15 protein-coding genes are annotated in these 15,712 nt (G+C 73.3%); 4 read left to right on the plus strand and 11 right to left on the minus strand.

Features of this window, described 5'->3' with window-relative positions; translation table 11 throughout:
- Nucleotides 1-49: 49 nt before the first annotated feature.
- Nucleotides 50-592: a 5-(carboxyamino)imidazole ribonucleotide mutase gene (gene purE, locus BM076_RS15040; protein ID WP_093714044.1), complete on the minus strand. Its 543-nt coding sequence runs from the start codon at nt 590-592 to the stop codon at nt 50-52.
- A complete protein-coding gene (locus tag BM076_RS15045) occupies nt 585-1,715 on the minus strand; it encodes a 5-(carboxyamino)imidazole ribonucleotide synthase (protein ID WP_093714045.1) in 1,131 nt (376 codons plus the stop codon). Before BM076_RS15045 ends, purE begins: the two co-directional genes overlap by 8 nt.
- Before the next feature lie 236 nt (nt 1,716-1,951).
- On the opposite strand from BM076_RS15045, the gene BM076_RS15050 reads away from it, so the two are divergent.
- Nucleotides 1,952-2,488, plus strand: coding sequence for a GtrA family protein (locus tag BM076_RS15050; protein ID WP_093714046.1), 537 nt, complete (start codon nt 1,952-1,954; stop codon nt 2,486-2,488).
- A gap of 30 nt (nt 2,489-2,518) precedes the next feature.
- Here BM076_RS15050 and BM076_RS15055 read toward each other — a convergent pair whose 3' ends face one another.
- The 3 genes from BM076_RS15055 to BM076_RS15065 form a co-directional block, all read right to left on the minus strand.
- On the minus strand, nt 2,519-3,787 hold the full coding sequence (locus BM076_RS15055) for an ATP-binding protein (protein ID WP_093714047.1): 1,269 nt from the start codon (nt 3,785-3,787) through the stop codon (nt 2,519-2,521).
- A gap of 12 nt (nt 3,788-3,799) precedes the next feature.
- Complete coding sequence (locus tag BM076_RS15060; protein WP_093714048.1) at nt 3,800-4,474, minus strand: response regulator transcription factor; 675 nt, start codon at nt 4,472-4,474, stop codon at nt 3,800-3,802.
- A 200-nt stretch (nt 4,475-4,674) separates the two neighbouring features.
- A complete protein-coding gene (locus BM076_RS15065) occupies nt 4,675-5,172 on the minus strand; it encodes a carboxymuconolactone decarboxylase family protein (RefSeq protein WP_093714049.1) in 498 nt (165 codons plus the stop codon).
- Nucleotides 5,173-5,219: 47 nt separating this feature from the next.
- On the opposite strand from BM076_RS15065, the gene pdxR reads away from it, so the two are divergent.
- Both pdxR and hemC read left to right on the plus strand, forming a co-directional pair.
- Nucleotides 5,220-6,692 carry a MocR-like pyridoxine biosynthesis transcription factor PdxR gene (gene pdxR, locus BM076_RS15070; RefSeq protein WP_093714050.1) on the plus strand — a complete coding sequence of 491 codons (1,473 nt, stop codon included), beginning with the start codon at nt 5,220-5,222 and terminating at the stop codon, nt 6,690-6,692.
- 120 nt (nt 6,693-6,812) lie between these two features.
- Entirely contained in the window at nt 6,813-7,757 is a 945-nt protein-coding gene (hemC, locus tag BM076_RS15075; RefSeq protein ID WP_093714051.1) for a hydroxymethylbilane synthase, read from the plus strand.
- 21 nt (nt 7,758-7,778) lie between these two features.
- Here the strand turns inward: hemC and BM076_RS15080 are convergent, their stop codons facing one another.
- Nucleotides 7,779-8,432 carry an ATP-binding protein gene (locus BM076_RS15080; protein ID WP_093714052.1) on the minus strand — a complete coding sequence of 218 codons (654 nt, stop codon included), beginning with the start codon at nt 8,430-8,432 and terminating at the stop codon, nt 7,779-7,781.
- 141 nt (nt 8,433-8,573) lie between these two features.
- Nucleotides 8,574-8,942 (minus strand): STAS domain-containing protein, encoded by a 369-nt coding sequence (locus BM076_RS15085; RefSeq protein ID WP_093714053.1) that lies wholly within the window; start codon nt 8,940-8,942, stop codon nt 8,574-8,576.
- Nucleotides 8,943-9,190: 248 nt separating this feature from the next.
- Between BM076_RS15085 and BM076_RS15090 the strand changes: the two genes are divergently transcribed.
- Nucleotides 9,191-10,042, plus strand: coding sequence for an RNA polymerase sigma factor SigF (locus tag BM076_RS15090; protein WP_093714054.1), 852 nt, complete (start codon nt 9,191-9,193; stop codon nt 10,040-10,042).
- A gap of 73 nt (nt 10,043-10,115) precedes the next feature.
- On the opposite strand, the gene hutI is transcribed toward BM076_RS15090, so the two are convergent.
- The 4 genes from hutI to hutU form a co-directional block, all read right to left on the minus strand.
- Nucleotides 10,116-11,324 carry an imidazolonepropionase gene (gene hutI, locus BM076_RS15095; RefSeq protein ID WP_093714055.1) on the minus strand — a complete coding sequence of 403 codons (1,209 nt, stop codon included), beginning with the start codon at nt 11,322-11,324 and terminating at the stop codon, nt 10,116-10,118.
- 62 nt (nt 11,325-11,386) lie between these two features.
- Nucleotides 11,387-12,781: a formimidoylglutamate deiminase gene (locus BM076_RS15100; protein WP_177246472.1), complete on the minus strand. Its 1,395-nt coding sequence runs from the start codon at nt 12,779-12,781 to the stop codon at nt 11,387-11,389.
- The gene (locus BM076_RS15105; RefSeq protein WP_093714294.1) at nt 12,724-13,920 is read right to left on the minus strand and encodes an allantoate amidohydrolase; all 1,197 of its coding nucleotides are present in this window, start codon (nt 13,918-13,920) and stop codon (nt 12,724-12,726) included. The genes BM076_RS15100 and BM076_RS15105 overlap by 58 nt, the downstream gene beginning before the upstream one ends.
- A gap of 82 nt (nt 13,921-14,002) precedes the next feature.
- Nucleotides 14,003-15,670 carry a urocanate hydratase gene (gene hutU / locus BM076_RS15110; protein ID WP_093714057.1) on the minus strand — a complete coding sequence of 556 codons (1,668 nt, stop codon included), beginning with the start codon at nt 15,668-15,670 and terminating at the stop codon, nt 14,003-14,005.
- Nucleotides 15,671-15,712: the final 42 nt, after the last annotated feature.

Raw genomic sequence — 15,712 nt, forward strand, 5'->3', positions numbered from 1 at the left:
AAGCGGATTCCGGGCCGGGCGCCACAGCCGAAGCCCCGGAAGCCGAAGCCTAGAAGCCGAAGCCGCTGGCGCCCTTGACCTTGGCGCGCAGCCGCTTGCCCTTCTCGGTGGCCTGTTCGTTCAGCGACTGCTGGAACTCCCGCATCCGCTCCAGGAGTTCGGGGTCGTGCGCGGCCAGCACCCGGATGGCCAGCAGGCCCGCGTTGCGCGCGCCCGCCACCGAGACGGTGGCGACCGGCACGCCGGCCGGCATCTGGACAATGGACAGCAGCGAGTCCATGCCGTCGAGGTACTTCAGCGGCACCGGCACACCGATGACCGGCAGCGGGGTGACCGAGGCGAGCATGCCCGGCAGGTGGGCGGCGCCGCCGGCGCCGGCCACGATCGCCTTCAGGCCGCGGCCGTCGGCCCGCTCGCCGTAGGCGATCATCTCGTGCGGCATGCGGTGCGCGGAGACGACGTCGACCTCGTAGGGCACCTCGAACTCGTCGAGGACGCGCGCGGCGGGCTCCATGACCTCCCAGTCGGAGTCCGAGCCCATCACGATGCCGACCAGCGGGGCCGTGGCCGGGTCGGCGGCGGGGTTACTCATCGATCGTTCCTCGCAGGTAGTCGGCCGCGTGCCGGGCGCGCTCGCGCACGTCCGCCAGGTCGTCGCCGTAGGTGGTGACATGGCCGACCTTACGGCCGGGCTTCACGTCCTTGCCGTACATGTGGATCTTCAGGCCGGGGTCGCGCGCCATGCAGTGCAGATAGGCGGCGTACATGTCGGGGAAGTCGCCGCCGAGCACATTGGCCATCACCGTCCAGCGGGCGCGCGGGCGCGGGTCGCCGAGCGGCAGGTCGAGGACGGCCCGCAGGTGGTTGGCGAACTGCGAGGTGGCGGCGCCGTCCATGGTCCAGTGGCCGCTGTTGTGCGGGCGCATCGCCAGTTCGTTGACGAGGATGCCGGGCGTGCCGTCGGCGGCGCGGACCTCGAACAGCTCGACGGCGAGGTGGCCGACCACGCCCAGTTCGCGGGCCACGGTCAGCGCCAGCTGCTGCGCCTTGGCCGACAGCTCCTCCGGCAAGCCGGGCGCGGGCGCGATCACCGTGTCACAGACGCCGTCCACCTGGACGGACTCCACGACCGGGTACGCGACGGCCTGCCCGTGCGGCGAGCGGACGACATTGGCGGCCAGCTCCCGTACGAAGTCGACCTTCTCCTCGGCGAGCACCGGGACGCCCGCCTTGAAGGGCTCGGCGGCGTCGGCCTCGGAGCGGGCGATCCACACGCCCTTGCCGTCGTAGCCGCCGCGCACCGTCTTCAGCACGACGGGGTAGCCGCCGGCCTCCCCGGCGAAGCGGGTGACGTCGGCGGGGTCGGCGACGATCCGGTTGACCGGGCAGGGCACGCCCAGCTCGGCGAGCCGGGTCCGCATGACGCCCTTGTCCTGGGCGTGCCGCAGCGCGTCGGGCCCCGGCCGTACGACGACGCCGTCGGCCTCCAGCGCGCGCAGGTGCGCGGCCGGCACGTGCTCGTGGTCGAAGGTGATCACATCGCAGCCCCGGGCGAAGGCGCGCAGCGTGTCGAGGTCCCGGTAGTCACCGACGGTGACGTCGCCGACGACCTGGGCGGCGGAGTCCTGCGGGGTGTCGCTGAGGATCCTGAACCTGATGCCGAGCGGGATGCCCGCCTCGTGGGTCATGCGGGCGAGCTGTCCGCCGCCGATCATGCCGACTACCGGGAATGTCACGTTTTATCCTGCCGGAGGTGCGCTGGTGGGGCCCATAGGGGGACACAGCCAGGGTATCCGCCGTACGACCACACGAATGACCGGCTCGGATCGCTGTAGGTTCGCACAGCACGGTTACCATGAGGTGGAGACGCCACGACAGCACAGAGACACGCAGAGGCATCATCCGTCACCGCTTCACCACTTCTTCCACAGACAAGGGCCGAGCGATCACCATGAGCGCACTGCAAGAGCTGCGTTGCCGAATGCGGCTGTTGTACCGCGAGATCGCGAAGTTCGGCGTCGTGGGCGGCGTGGGTGTGCTGGTCAACATCGGTGTCTTCAACCTGGTGCGGCACAACACCGAGCTGCAGACCGTACGGGCCAGTGTGCTGGCCACCGTGGTCTCCATCGCCTTCAACTACCTGGGCTTCCGGTACTTCACCTACCGTGACCGGGACAAGGCGGGCCGCACCAAGGAACTGAGCCTCTTCCTCTTCTTCAGCGCCATCGGCCTGGTGATCGAGAACGGCGTGCTCTACACCGCCGTGTACGGCTTCGGCTGGGACAGCCAGCTCCAGGCCAACATCTTCAAATTCGTCGGCATCGGTGTCGCCACCCTCTTCCGCTTCTGGTCCTACCGGACCTGGGTGTTCCGGGCGCTGCCCGCGCGGGAGGCCGTCGAGCAGGCGGAGGCGTTCCTGGCCGACGACAAGGGGAAGAACAAGGCCGCCGCCCGGACCAGGGGAACGGCGCCGGACCGCCTCAGCTGAACCCGGGCCCGGCTCCGGGTCCGGACCGCCTCAGCCGACGAACTCCTCGCGCGGCGCGGGCGGCACGATCTCGCGGGACAGGAAGAGCGCGAAGACCGGCGGCCGCTGCTGGAGCAGTTCAAGACGCCCGCCGTCCGCCTCCGCCAGATCGCGCGCCACCGCCAGGCCGAGACCGGTGGAATTGCGCCCGCTGACGGTCCGTTCGAAAACCCGCGCGCCGAGGTCCGGCGGTACGCCCTGGCCGTCGTCGGTGACCTCCACGACCGCCTGATTGCCGGTGACCCGGGTGTGCAGGGTGACCGTGCCCGCGCCGTGCATCAGCGAATTCTCGATCAGCGTGGCGAGCACCTGCGCCACCGCGCCCGGGGTCCCCACCGCCCGCAGGTCCCGGGTGCCGGAGCGGACGATGCTCCGGTTCTCGTTCTGGTACGCCGGCCGCCACTCCTCCACCTGCTGCTTGATCACGTCGTCGAGGTCGAAGTCGACGGCGGAGCCGCTGCGCGGATCGCGGGCGTTGGTGAGCAGCCGCTGCACGACATCGGTGAGCCGCTCGACCTGACCGAGCGCGATGGTCGCCTCCTCCGCGACCGTCTCCTGGTCGTCGGCGGTCGCCACGATCTCCTCAAGACGCATCGACAGCGCGGTCAGCGGTGTGCGCAGCTGGTGCGAGGCGTCGGCGGCAAGCCGCCGCTCTGCGGTGAGCATCCGGCCGATCCGGTCGGCGCTGGCGTCCAGCACATCGGCGATCCGGTCCAGCTCGGGCACGCCGTAGCGGCGGTGCCGGGGGCGCGGGTCGCCGGAGCCGAGGCGTTCGGCGGTCTCGGCGAGGTCGGTGAGCGGGCTGACCAGGCGGCGCGCCTGGAGCACGGCCAGTATCACCGCGGCCAGCACCGCCAGCAGCGCGACCGCGAGGATCACCAGCAGGGTGCGGCCGATCTCCTGGCTGACCTTGGAGCGCGCCTCCTCGACCAGCACCTTCTCGTCGTGGCCGCCGGCCTGCCGGGAGGAGATCACCCGCCCCTTGGGGCGGGTGCCCAGGGTGACCTCGGGGTGGCCCGGCACCTGCACCACCGCGTAGCGGTCCTCGGCGATCTGCCGGTCCAGGCCCTTGGCGTCGATGCTCTCCCCGGCCAGGATGCGGTTCTCCACGATGCCGACCAGGCGCACCGCCTCGGAGTCCACGCTCTCCCTGGCGCTGTTCTCGATCGTCCGGGTCTCCACGATGACCAGGGAGATCCCGAAGACCGCGATGACGACGAGCACCACGGCCAGCGTGGAGGAGATCAGACGGCGGCGCATGGAAGCAGCGTGTCAGTTCTTCTCGAACCGGAAGCCGACGCCGCGCACGGTGGAGATGTAACGGGGGCTGGCCGCGTCGTCGCCGAGCTTCTTGCGCAGCCACGAGATGTGCATGTCCAGCGTCTTGGTCGAGGACCACCAGGTGGTGTCCCAGACCTCGCGCATCAGCTGCTCGCGGGTGACGACCCGGCCCGCGTCCCGTACCAGGACGCGCAGCAGGTCGAACTCCTTGGCGGTCAGCTGCAGCTCGTCGTCGCCCATCCAGGCCCGGTGCGACTCGACGTCGATCCGCACGCCGTGGGTGGCGGGCGCGGTGGCCTCGGTGGTGCCGCGGCGCAGCAGCGCCCGCACCCGGGCCAGCAGCTCCGCCAGGCGGAACGGCTTGGTCACGTAGTCGTCGGCGCCGGCGTCCAGGCCGACGACGGTGTCCACCTCGTCGGCCCGCGCGGTCAGCACCAGCACCGGGAAGGTGTGCCCTTCGGTGCGGATCCGGCGGCACACGTCCAGGCCGTCCATGCCGGGCAGGCCCAGGTCGAGCACGACCAGATCGACGGCGCCGAGCAGAGCCGTCTCCAGAGCGGTGGGTCCGTCCTCGCGCACCTCGACCTCGTAGCCCTCGCGGCGCAGTGCGCGTGCGAGCGGCTCCGAGATGGATGCGTCGTCCTCGGCGAGAAGTACGCGGGTCATGCGGTTGATGGTAGTCCGCACCCGGCGGCGGGGAGGCGGTGGTACGGACAGCCGCCGTGGGGGCGCGCGGCGGCCGTCCGCGCCGGGTCCCCCACGGCGGCTCCGTACAGGCCCCCCGTGCCCCTGTGCGTAGGCTCCCCGTGCCCCTTGTGCGTGCTCCTTGTACGTGCCTCTTGTACGTGCCCCGGCCGGGTCGCCGGTCAGGCCCCGATCGGGTCGAGCGGCCAGGGGCGGGCGGTGGCGCCGAGCCGGTTCCAGGCGTTGATGACGGTGATCGCCCAGATCAGCTCGGCCAGTTCCTTGTCGGTGAAGTGCGCGGCGGCCCGGCCGTACACCTCGTCGCCGATGTGGTGGTCGGCGAGCCGGGTGACGGCCTCGGTGACTTCCAGGGCGGCGCGCTCGCGTGCGGTGAAGAACGGCGTCTCGCGCCACACCGGCAGCGCGTACAGCCGGCGCTCGCTCTCGCCGCCGTCGCGGGCGTCCTTGGAGTGGGTGTCGACGCAGTAGGCGCAGCCGTTGAGCTGCGAGGCGCGGGCGCGCACCAGCTCCAGCAGCGGCGCCTCCAGGCTCACCTCGCGGGCGGCGGCGTCCAGGGCGTTCATGGCCCGGTTGATGTGCGGGGCGAGCTTGTCGACGGCGAGGCGGACGGTCGGGACGACGGGGTCGGTGCTCTTCCGACCTGCTGTTTCTGTGGTCATGCCGGTGAATCTACGGGGAGAGTGGGTCGCGGATAAGATCCATTTCCATGCGTGATTCCTGGCCCACTTCCGATGAGCTGGACGAGCCGGATCAGCCGGACACCGCCCGGGAGTCCGCCTCCGGTGTCGACCTCCACCTGGACCTGCGACTCGAGCTGCCCGCCGGGCCCGGCGGCGGGGGCCGGCGCGCGGCACTGGAGCGGGCGCTGCGGGACGCCGTGCGCTCCGGGCGGCTCGCCCCCGGCGCCCGGCTGCCGTCCACCCGCCGGCTGGCCGAGGAGGCGGGCCTGGCGCGCGGCACGGTCAAGGCGGCGTACGACCAGCTCACCGCCGAGGGCTATCTCACCGCCCGCCAGGGATCGGGCACGGTGGTCGCCGACCGTCCCGCGCCGCGCCCCGCGAAGCCGGGCGGCGGTCCGGGGACACCGCGCCCCCGGCACGACCTGCGGCCCGGGAGCCCCGACGTCACGGCCTTCCCCACCTCGGCCTGGCTGCGCGCCACCCGGCACGCGCTCGCCGCAGTACCGTCCGCCGCGTACGACTACGGCGACCCGCGCGGCCGGCCGGAGCTGCGGGCGGCGCTCGCGGAGTACCTGGGGCGGGCCCGCGGGGTGCTCGCGGACCCGGAGCGGATCGTGGTGACCTCGGGATATGTGCAGGGGCTCGCGCTGCTGGCCGGGGTGCTCGGCGGCGGGTCGCAGCCGGTGATCGCCATGGAGGACCCGGGGCTGCCCTTCCACCGCGAGGTGGTGCGCAGGAACGGTGGCCGGGTCGTACCGCTGCCCACCGACGCGCGCGGCGCCCGGCCCGACGCGCTGCCGCCCGGCGTGGCCGCCGCCGTGGTGACCCCCGCGCACCAGTACCCGACCGGGGTGACGCTGCACCCGGTACGGCGGCGGGCGCTGACCGCGTGGGCCCGGGAGACCGGCGCGGTGGTCGTCGAGGACGACTACGACGGCGAATTCCGTTACGACCGGCAGCCGGTGGGCGCGCTCCAGGGCACGGCCCCCGACCACGTCGTCTACCTCGGCACCGCCTCCAAGACGCTCGGCCCGGCGCTCCGGCTCGGCTGGATGGTGCTCCCGCCGCACCTGGTGGGAGCGGTCGCCGAGGCCAAGCTGTACAGCGACTACCACACCGGCGCCGTGGGGCAGTTGGCGCTCGCCGACCTCATCGGCACGCACGCCTACGACCGGCACGTACGGGCCTGCCGACTGCGCTACCGGCGCCGCCGCGATCTGCTGCTCGCCCGGCTGCCGCCCGCCGACGGCTTCCACGCCCGGGGCATCGCGGCCGGGCTGCACGCCCTGGTCGACCTCCCGGCCGACGGCCCCGACGAGGCCGCGGTGCTGCGCCGCGCCGCCGCGTACTCCCTCGCCCTCGGCTCGCTGACCGACCACTGGCACTCCCCCGCACCGGACCGCCCGCAGGGCCTGATCGTGGGCTACGGCACCCCCTCGGAGGGCGGCTATCCGGCGGCGCTGCGGGCGCTGACCCGGGTCCTGCACGGCGGGCCGTGAGGCGGCCGCGTACGGTGCGCCGGCCCGCGTACGGCCCCGCCGACGGGCTGTCTGCAAGAGCACGCCGCGCGCCGCCCTACGCTGGATGACGCTCCTTCAGCTCCCGGAAAGTGGGACACCGTGGCCCAGTACCTCGTCGGCTCGCGTGCGAGCAATCTCGCCAAGGCCCAAGTCCGAGAATATCTGCGGCCGTTGCGCGAGCGGTTCCCCGACACCACGTTCACGCACCGCGCGATCCTGGAGGGCGGCGACCGGGACCGGAAGTCGCCGATGCCCGATGTCTCGGCCGTCAGCGGCGGTTCGGCCTTCAGCAGCCGGCAGGAGGCGGCGCTGTCCCGGGGCGAGGTGGACATGGTCGTGCACTCCCTCAAGGACCTGCCGACCGCCTCGCCCGAGGGGCTGACGCTGCTGCCGCCGCCCGGCCGCGAGGACGTGCGCGACGCGCTGTGCGGCGGGACGCTCGCCGGGCTGCGCAAGGGCGCCCGGGTGGGCACCGGCGCGCCCCGCCGGATCGCGCAGTTGCTGGCCGTCCGCCCCGACCTGCACATCGTGCCGATCCGGGGCAATGTGCCGCCGCGGCTGAAGAAGATCGAGACGGAGGGCCTGGACGCGGTGGTGCTGGCCGCGGCCGGCCTGCGCCGCCTCGGTCTCGACGACGCGATCGGCGAGCTGCTGCCGCTGGAGCAGTTCCCGCCGAGCCCCGGCCAGGGCGCGCTCGGCATCCAGGTCCGCACCGACGAGGCGTCGGCGCCGCTGCGCGCGATCCTCGCGACGGTCGGCGACACCGCCGTCGACGCCGAGGTGCGCGCGGAACGCGCCTTCCTCGCCGCGCTGCACGGCGGGTGCAGCGTCCCGGTCGGCGCCTACGCCCACACCCTCGCGGACGGCACCTTGCACCTGGCGGGCCAGGTCAGCTCGCTGGACGGCAGCACGCAGCTCTCGGCCGCCCTCACGGGACCCGCCACCGCCCCCGAAGCCCTCGGCGCGGCCTTGTCCGCCACGCTGATCGACCGGGGCGCCCACACCATCCTGGACGCGGCCCGCGCAACGGTCGGGGCGGCCTGAGCGGCGGTCCGCCGCCGGGGGTTACGCGGGGACGGCCAGCTCGGCCCAGACGGTCTTGCCAGGCCGGTCGGCGTCGCGGATCACGCCCCAGTCCAGGCAGAGCCGCTGCACGATGAACATGCCGTGGCCGCCGGGACGGCCCGCACGGTGCGGGGTGCGCGGCGCGGGCTCGCCCGGCCCGCTGTCCACGACCTCCAGACGCACCGACTTCGGGCTGCGGCGCAGCCGCAGTTCGTCGGGGCCGCCGGCGTGCAGGCAGGCGTTGGTGACCAGTTCGGAGACCACCAGCAGGATGTCCTCGGCCGCGGCCGTCCGCTCGGGGCTCGCGCCGGGCAGCCAGCCCCACTCGCGCAGCGCCTGCCGTGTGAAGTCACGGGCGCGCGGCACGATGCCGCTCTCGCCGGACAGCGTGATCCGCCTCACCGCCTCCGGCTCCGCTTCCCGGTCCGCTCCCGGATTCTGCCCCGATCCCACATCCTGGCCCTGTCGCCGTACCGATCCCTGTGCCTGCTGGTCCGCCGGTCCCTGTGCCTGCCGCTGCGCCGTCCGCAGGTCCGCCACCACGGCGCGGTCCGGGCCGGCCGCCAGCACGTCCGACGCGTCCTCACCCGGTTCCGCCGCCCGCGTCGGGTCGGAACCGCGGTCGTCCGCGGGATAAGGGCGGGTGGTGCTCATCAGCGCCTCACCTCACGGATGTCCAACGGGTGTCCGTCGGTCTTCTTCCCGGTCGATCTCCAGGAACACGTCCGGGGGCCCACGAAACACCGTCCCGCCGGAAACCGCCACCTACGCGCCACGACCCCCGTACCCACTCCACTACTCCTGAAGCGCCCGGTCCACCGAGGCGTGCACGGTGAACACCGCGTCCGCGCCGGTGATCTCGAAGACCCGGGCCACCGTGGGCCGCATTCCGGCCAGATGGACCGCGCCGCCCGCCGCGTCCGCCCGCAGGCGTGCGCTGAGCAGCACGTTCAGCCCGGTGGAGTCGCAGAATTCCAGCCCGGAGCAGTCCACGACGAGCCGGCTGATCCCGTCGTCGAGGGCCGCGTCGAGCGGTTCGCTCAGCAGCTCGGCGGTGTGGTGGTCCAGCTCGCCGACCGGGGCGAACACCGCGGACCGGCCCTGTCGTCCAACCTCGACGCGCAGCCTGCCCAGGTCGGCCGTGCCGACCAGCTCGCGGTCCATGTTCGCTCCTCCGTGCGTCCTTGCTGACACCCCGCCGACCCTACGCTTTTCGCAGATGGCGCGATAGTCGCGGCCGTACGGAGCCGCCGCGCCCGTGCGCGCACCCCCTGATATCCGCCGATATCCGCGGCGCCCTCACCGGCGGGATTTGCGGCCCGCCGCCGAAACGGGGTAGGGGTGGAGATACGGCACCGGCGTACCCGGCGCCTGGAAGGTCGCCCCAAAGGTCTCATGAGAGGGAGGAGCACATGACACCCCGGCTGAGCCAGGATCATGCGCACGAACAGCTCGAGGGCCTTGAGGGACTCCCCGAGATCCCGCCGTACGACCAGGTCGGGCCGGTCGACGCCCGCGCCCTGTCCAAGACCCTTTTCGCCCGCCTCCAGTCGCTGGAGGAGGGCACCCCCGAATACTCCTACGTCCGCAACACCCTGGTGGAGCTGAATCTGGCGCTGGTGAAATTCGCCGCGTCGCGCTTCCGCACCCGCAGCGAGCCGATGGAGGACATCGTCCAGGTCGGCACAATCGGCCTGATCAAGGCGATCGACCGGTTCGAGCTGAGCCGCGGGGTCGAGTTCCCTACCTTCGCGATGCCGACGATCATCGGTGAGATCAAGCGGTTCTTCCGTGACACGAGCTGGTCGGTGCGGGTGCCGCGGCGGCTCCAGGAACTGCGGCTCGACCTCGCCAAGGCGGGCGACGAACTGGCCCAGACGCTGGACCGCGCGCCCACCGTCCGGGAGCTGGCCGAGCGGCTGGACCTGCCCGAGCACGAGATCATCGAGGGCATGGCGGCGAGCAACGCGTACACCGCCAGCTCGCTGGACGCGCAGCCCGCCGAGGACGACCCGGAGGGCGCGCTCGCCGACCGGATCGGCTACGAGGACCACGACCTCGAGGGCGTCGAGTACATGGAGTCCCTCAAGCCGCTGATCGCCCGCCTCGAACCGCGGGACCGCACCATCCTGTCGCTGCGGTTCGTCGGCAATCTCACCCAGTCCGAGATCGGCGAGGAGCTGGGCATCTCGCAGATGCACGTCTCCCGGCTGCTGACCCGGACCCTGTCGCGGCTGCGCCGCGGCCTGATGGTCGAGGAATGATCCCAGGCCCGGGGAACGATCCTCCCGGGCCGAGGAATGATCCCGTGCCCGGCCGGGGAATGCTCCCGGGCCCTCACACCCGTTTCTCGCCCGCCTGCCACACCGCCGCCGTCAGGGGCACTCCCGGACGGTAGGCGAGGTGGACGTGGCTGGGCGCGTCCAGCAGGTGCAGGTCGGCGCGGGCGCCGGGCACGATCGCGCCGACGTCGGTACGGCGCAGCGCCCGGGCGCCGCCGAGGGTGGCCGCCACGACGGCCTCGTCGGGCGTCATACCCATGTCGCGGACGGCGACGGCCACGCAGAAGGCCATCGAGCTGGTGAAGGACGAGCCCGGGTTGCAGTCCGTGGACAGTGCCACCGTGACGCCCGCGTCCAGCAGCCGGCGCGCGTCCGGATAGACGGCCCGGGTGGAGAATTCGGCGCCGGGCAGCAGCGTCGCGACCGTACGCGGGGCGCTCGCCAGCGCGTCCACGTCGGCGTCGGTCAGATGCGTGCAGTGGTCGGCGGAGGCCGCGTCCAGTTCGACGGCCAATCGCACGCCGGGGCCGTGGGAGAGCTGGTTGGCGTGCACGCGCGGGATCAGGCCGCGCGCGGCGCCCGCGGTCAGGACGGCGCGGGCCTGGTCGCCGTCGAAGGCGCCCCGCTCGCAGAAGACGTCGATCCAGCGGGCGTGCGGCGCGCACGCGTCCAGCATGTCGCCGGTCACCAGCGCCACGTACGCCGCCGGGTCGTCGGCGAATTCCGGGGCGACGACATGGGCGCCCAGATACGTGACCTCGTCGGTGTGCCCGGCCGCGATCCGCAGCGCGCGGGCCTCGTCATGCGTGGTCAGGCCGTAGCCGGACTTGGTCTCCTGCGTCGTGGTGCCCTGCCGCAGCGCCTCGGCGAGGTAGCGGGCGACGTTCGCCGACAGTTCGGCGTCGCTCGCGGCCCGGGTCGCGGCGACCGTGGTGCGGATGCCGCCCGCGGTGTACGGGCGGCCCGACATCCGGGCGTGGAATTCGGCGGTCCTGTCGCCCGCGAAGACCAGGTGCGCGTGCGAGTCCACGAAGCCGGGAAGCAGCGCCCGGCCGCCCGCGTCGTGGTGACTGTCAGTGGCCGGTGCTTTGCTGGACGTGCCGGTCCAGACGACGCGGTCGCCCTCGATGACGACGGCGGCGTCCTGGAGCAGGCCGAGGGGGTTGTCCGGGGTACGGAGGGAGGGGTCGTTGGTGAGCAGGCTGCCGATGCGGGTGATCGCGGTGCTGTGCGGGGTGCTGTGCCGGACGCTGCTGCTCGTCATCGCGCGGGGGTTCTCCTTCGGGTTCGGGCGCGGGCCGGGGTCCGCCGGGGCCGGGCCCGGGGTCAGGCGCGGGCCGCGGCGATCGCCGCGGTCAGGGCGGCGGGGACGTCCTCGACGAGCAGATGGTGTCCGTCGCGGACGATCTGCCGGCCGCCGACCACGGTGTGCGTCACGTCCGCGCCCGTGGCCGCGAATACGGCGGTCTCGGCGCCCAGCCGGGGCACGGGGCCCGCGGTGCGGACGGAGTCCAGCGCGATCGTGGTGAAGTCCGCGAGCGCGCCCTGCTCCAGCCGGCCCGCGTCGGGGCGGCCGAGGCTCGCGTGGCCGTCCTCGGAGGCGGCGCGCAGCAGTTGGGCCGCCGTCCAGTGGCCGCGGGCCCGGGTGCGCAGCCGCTCGTTCAGCTCCATGGCGCGCGCCTCCTCGAACAGGTCGATGACGGCGTGGCTGTCGCTGCCCAGGCTCAGCGGGCTGCCCGCGGCCTTCAGCCGGGGAGCGGGGCCAATGCCGTCGGCCAGGTCGCGTTCTGTGGTCGGGCACATGCACACGGTGCTGCCCGACCGGCCGAGCAGTCCGATGTCCTCACCGGTGAGGTGCGTGGCGTGCACGGCGGTCGCCGTCGGCTTCCAGAAGCCGGCGTCCGCCAGCAGCCGGGCCGGGGTGCGGCCGTACGCGGCCAGGCACGCCTCGTTCTCGGCGGGCTGCTCGGACAGGTGGATGTGCGTCGGCACGCCGTCGGTCCAGCGGGCGAAGGCCGCGTAGCCGTCGGCCGCCGCCGAGACGGCCCGCACCGAGTGCAGGGCCGCGCCGATGACGGCGTGACCGCCGCCCTTGAGCTGCGACCAGCGCTCGTACCAGCGCTCCGCGCTGCCGTCGCCGAAGCGGACCTGCGGTCCGGTCAGCGGCTTGTGGCCGTCCCGGCCGAGGCCGCCGTGCAGGTACATGGTGTCGAGCAGCGTGATCCGGATCCCGGCCGCCGCCGCGGCGGCGATCAGCGCCTCGCCCATGGCGTTGGGGTTGTCGTACGGGGTGCCGTCCTGCTGGTGGTGCAGGTAGTGGAATTCGCCGACCGCGGTGATCCCGGCGAGCGCCATCTCGGCGTAGACGGCCCGCGCGAGGTCGAAGTACGAGTCGGGGGTGAGCTGTTGGGCGACGCCGTACATGATCTCGCGCCAGGTCCAGAAGGTGCCGGTGCCGACCTGGACGGTGCCGCGCAGGGCGCGGTGGAAGGCGTGGCTGTGCGCATTGGCCAGGCCCGGCAGGGTCAGGCCGCGCAGCACGGTCGCGCCGGGGGGCGGCGCCCCGACGCCGGTACGGACCTCGGTGATCCGCTCGTCCGTCACGGTGAGGGCGACGCCCGGCTCGACATGGGTGCCGAGCCAGGCGTGTTCCAGCCAGTACGTCAACTGCACGCGAGACCTTCCAGTACGTCGGCGAGCGCGGTCACCCCGGCCACGCAGTCGTCCTCGGCGGCCGACTCCGCCGGGGAGTGCGAGACACCGGTGGGATTGCGTACGAACAGCATGGCGGTCGGGACGGCCGCGGCCAGGATGCCGGCGTCGTGTCCCGCGCCGGTCGGCAGGACGGGGACGGTCGCGGCGCCGCCGAGCAGGGCGGTGAGCCGGTCGCGCAGGTCGTGGGCGAATTCCACCACCGGGGTGAAGGATTCGCGGACGACCGTCACGGCCACGCCGTCGCGGGCGCCGCGCTCGGTGGCGGCCTGCTCGATGGCGGCGACCAGATCGGCGAGGGTCGCCTCGTCGGCGGCCCGGGAGTCCAGCCAGCCGCGGACGAGGGAGGCGATCGCGTTGACGCCGTTGGGCTCGACCGCGACCTTGCCGAAGGTCGCGAGCGCGCCCGCCAGCCGGGCCTTCTTGCGGGCGGCCAGCACCGTGTTGGCGTAGGTCAGCATCGGGTCGCGGCGGTCGTCCAGGCGGGTGGTGCCCGCGTGGTTGGCCTCGCCGGCGAAGTCGAAGCGCCAGCGGCCGTGCGGCCAGATCGCCGAGGCGACGCCCACCGCGTCGCCCGAAAGGTCCAGGGCGCGGCCCTGTTCGACGTGCAGTTCGACGAAGGCGCCGATGCGGGCGAGGCGTTCGGGGTCGGCGCCGATCGCCTCGGGGTCCTGGCCCGCCTTCTCCATCGCGGCGGCGAGGGTGACGCCGTCGGCGTCGCGCAGTTGCCTGGCGTGCTCCGGGGTGAGCCGGCCCGCCGTCAGGCGGGAGCCGGCGCAGGCGACGCCGAAGCGGGCGCCTTCCTCGTCGGTGAAGTTGACGATCGCCAGCGGCCGGGTAGGGGTGGCGCCCCGGGCGCGGAGTTCGTCGAGGGCGGCGAAGGAGGAGATGACGCCGAGGGGGCCGTCGAAGGCGCCGCCGTCCGGGACGGAGTCCAGGTGGGAGCCGGTCACGACGGCGTCGCCCGCGGCGGGGTCGCCGAGCCACGCCCACTGGTTGCCGTTGCGGTCGACCTCGTAGGTCAGGGCGCGGGCCGCGGCCTGGTCGCGGAACCAGGCGCGGCAGTCGGCGTCTGCCGGCGTCCAGGCGTAGCGGCGGTAGCCACCGGTGCCGCTGTCGCGGCCGACCGGGAGGAGATCCCGCCACATGGTGTGGAAGGACGCGCCGGTGGGGGCGGGCTCCGCCTGCGGGCCCCGTTCCGCCGGTTTCCGCGCGGGGGCCGAACCGGCGTCACTCACCGGAGGTGTTCTCCCGCATCGGGACGCGGACGCCGCGCTCCGCCGCCACCTCGTCGGCGCGGTCGTAGCCGGCGTCGACGTGGCGGATGACGCCCATGCCGGGGTCGTTGGTGAGGACGCGGCGGATCTTCTCGGCGGCGAGCGGGGTGCCGTCGGCGACGGTGACCTGGCCGGCGTGGATGGACCGGCCGATGCCGACGCCGCCGCCGTGGTGGATGGAGACCCAGGAGGCGCCGGAGGCGACATTGACCATGGCGTTGAGCAGCGGCCAGTCGGCGATCGCGTCGGAGCCGTCGAGCATGGCCTCGGTTTCGCGGTAGGGGGAGGCGACGGAGCCGGCGTCGAGGTGGTCGCGGCCGATGACGACGGGCGCGGCGAGGGTGCCGTCGGCGACCATCTCGTTGAACCGCTCGCCCGCGCGGTCGCGTTCGCCGTAGCCGAGCCAGCAGATGCGGGCGGGCAGGCCCTGGAACTTGACGCGTTCGCCGGCCATCCGGATCCAGCGGGCCAGCGACTCGTTCTCCGGGAAGAGGTCGAGGATGGCCCGGTCGGTCTTGTGGATGTCGGACGCCTCGCCGGACAACGCGGCCCAGCGGAAGGGGCCCTTGCCCTCGCAGAACAGCGGCCTGATGTAGGCGGGGACGAAGCCGGGGAAAGCGAACGCCCGCTCGTACCCGGCGAGTTGGGCCTCGCCGCGGATGGAGTTGCCGTAGTCGAAGACTTCGGCGCCCGCGTCCTGGAAGCCGACCATCGCCTCGACGTGCCGGGCCATCGACTCCCGGGCGCGCTGGGTGAATTCGGCGGGCTTGTCGGCCGCGAAGGCGGCCATGTCGTCGAAGTCGATGCCCAGCGGCAGGTATGCCAGCGGGTCGTGGGCGGAGGTCTGGTCGGTGACGATGTCGATCGGGGCGCCCATGGCCAGCAGCCGGGGCACGAGATCGGCGGCGTTGCCGAGGACGCCGATGGACAGCGCGCGGCGGGCGTCGCGGGCCTCGGTGGCCAGTTGCAGCGCGTGCTCCAGGGAGTCGGCGCGGACGTCGAGGTAGCGGTGCTCGATGCGGCGCTCGATGGCGCGCGGGTCGACGTCGATACAGATGACGACGCCGCCGTTCATGGTGACGGCGAGCGGCTGGGCGCCGCCCATGCCGCCGAGTCCCGCGGTGAGGGTGATGGTGCCGGCCAGCGAGCCGCCGAACCGCTTGGCGGCGACGGCGGAGAAGGTCTCGTAGGTGCCCTGGAGGATGCCCTGGGTGCCGATGTAGATCCAGGAACCGGCGGTCATCTGGCCGTACATGGTCAAGCCGAGGGCTTCGAGGCGGCGGAATTCCTCCCAGGTGGCCCAGTCGCCGACGAGGTTGGAGTTGGCGATCAGGACGCGCGGCGCCCATTCGTGGGTCTGCATGACGCCGACCGGGCGGCCGGACTGGACGAGCATCGTCTCGTCCTGCTTGAGGCCGCGCAGGGTACGGACCATGGCGTCGAAGGAGTTCCAGTCGCGGGCGGCCTTGCCGGTGCCGCCGTAGACGACGAGCTTGTCGGGGTGCTCGGCGACCTCGGGGTCGAGGTTGTTCTGCAACATGCGCAGGGCGGCTTCCTGCTGCCAGCCCAGCGCGCTCAGCTCCGTACCGCGCGGTGCGCGTACCGGCCTCGGTCCCGTCATCGGTGCGGCCTCCTCGTGTGTGCATCGGGAAATGTGCGTCAC

This window comes from Actinacidiphila alni (assembly GCF_900112845.1).
Classification (GTDB): Bacteria; Actinomycetota; Actinomycetes; order Streptomycetales; family Streptomycetaceae; genus Actinacidiphila; species Actinacidiphila alni.

Coding starts and splice junctions, on each gene's coding strand:
- BM076_RS15045 (WP_093714045.1), bottom strand. CDS start 1,715: ATGATCGGCGGCGGACAGCTCGCCCGCATGACCCACGAGGCGGGCATC.
- BM076_RS15090 (WP_093714054.1), top strand. CDS start 9,191: ATGACACCCCGGCTGAGCCAGGATCATGCGCACGAACAGCTCGAGGGC.
- BM076_RS15065 (WP_093714049.1), bottom strand. CDS start 5,172: ATGACCACAGAAACAGCAGGTCGGAAGAGCACCGACCCCGTCGTCCCG.
- pdxR (WP_093714050.1), top strand. CDS start 5,220: ATGCGTGATTCCTGGCCCACTTCCGATGAGCTGGACGAGCCGGATCAG.
- hutI (WP_093714055.1), bottom strand. CDS start 11,324: ATGACGAGCAGCAGCGTCCGGCACAGCACCCCGCACAGCACCGCGATC.
- BM076_RS15050 (WP_093714046.1), top strand. CDS start 1,952: ATGAGCGCACTGCAAGAGCTGCGTTGCCGAATGCGGCTGTTGTACCGC.
- purE (WP_093714044.1), bottom strand. CDS start 592: ATGAGTAACCCCGCCGCCGACCCGGCCACGGCCCCGCTGGTCGGCATC.
- BM076_RS15085 (WP_093714053.1), bottom strand. CDS start 8,942: ATGGACCGCGAGCTGGTCGGCACGGCCGACCTGGGCAGGCTGCGCGTC.
- BM076_RS15105 (WP_093714294.1), bottom strand. CDS start 13,920: ATGTGGCGGGATCTCCTCCCGGTCGGCCGCGACAGCGGCACCGGTGGC.
- BM076_RS15080 (WP_093714052.1), bottom strand. CDS start 8,432: ATGAGCACCACCCGCCCTTATCCCGCGGACGACCGCGGTTCCGACCCG.
- hutU (WP_093714057.1), bottom strand. CDS start 15,670: ATGACGGGACCGAGGCCGGTACGCGCACCGCGCGGTACGGAGCTGAGC.
- BM076_RS15060 (WP_093714048.1), bottom strand. CDS start 4,474: ATGACCCGCGTACTTCTCGCCGAGGACGACGCATCCATCTCGGAGCCG.
- BM076_RS15055 (WP_093714047.1), bottom strand. CDS start 3,787: ATGCGCCGCCGTCTGATCTCCTCCACGCTGGCCGTGGTGCTCGTCGTC.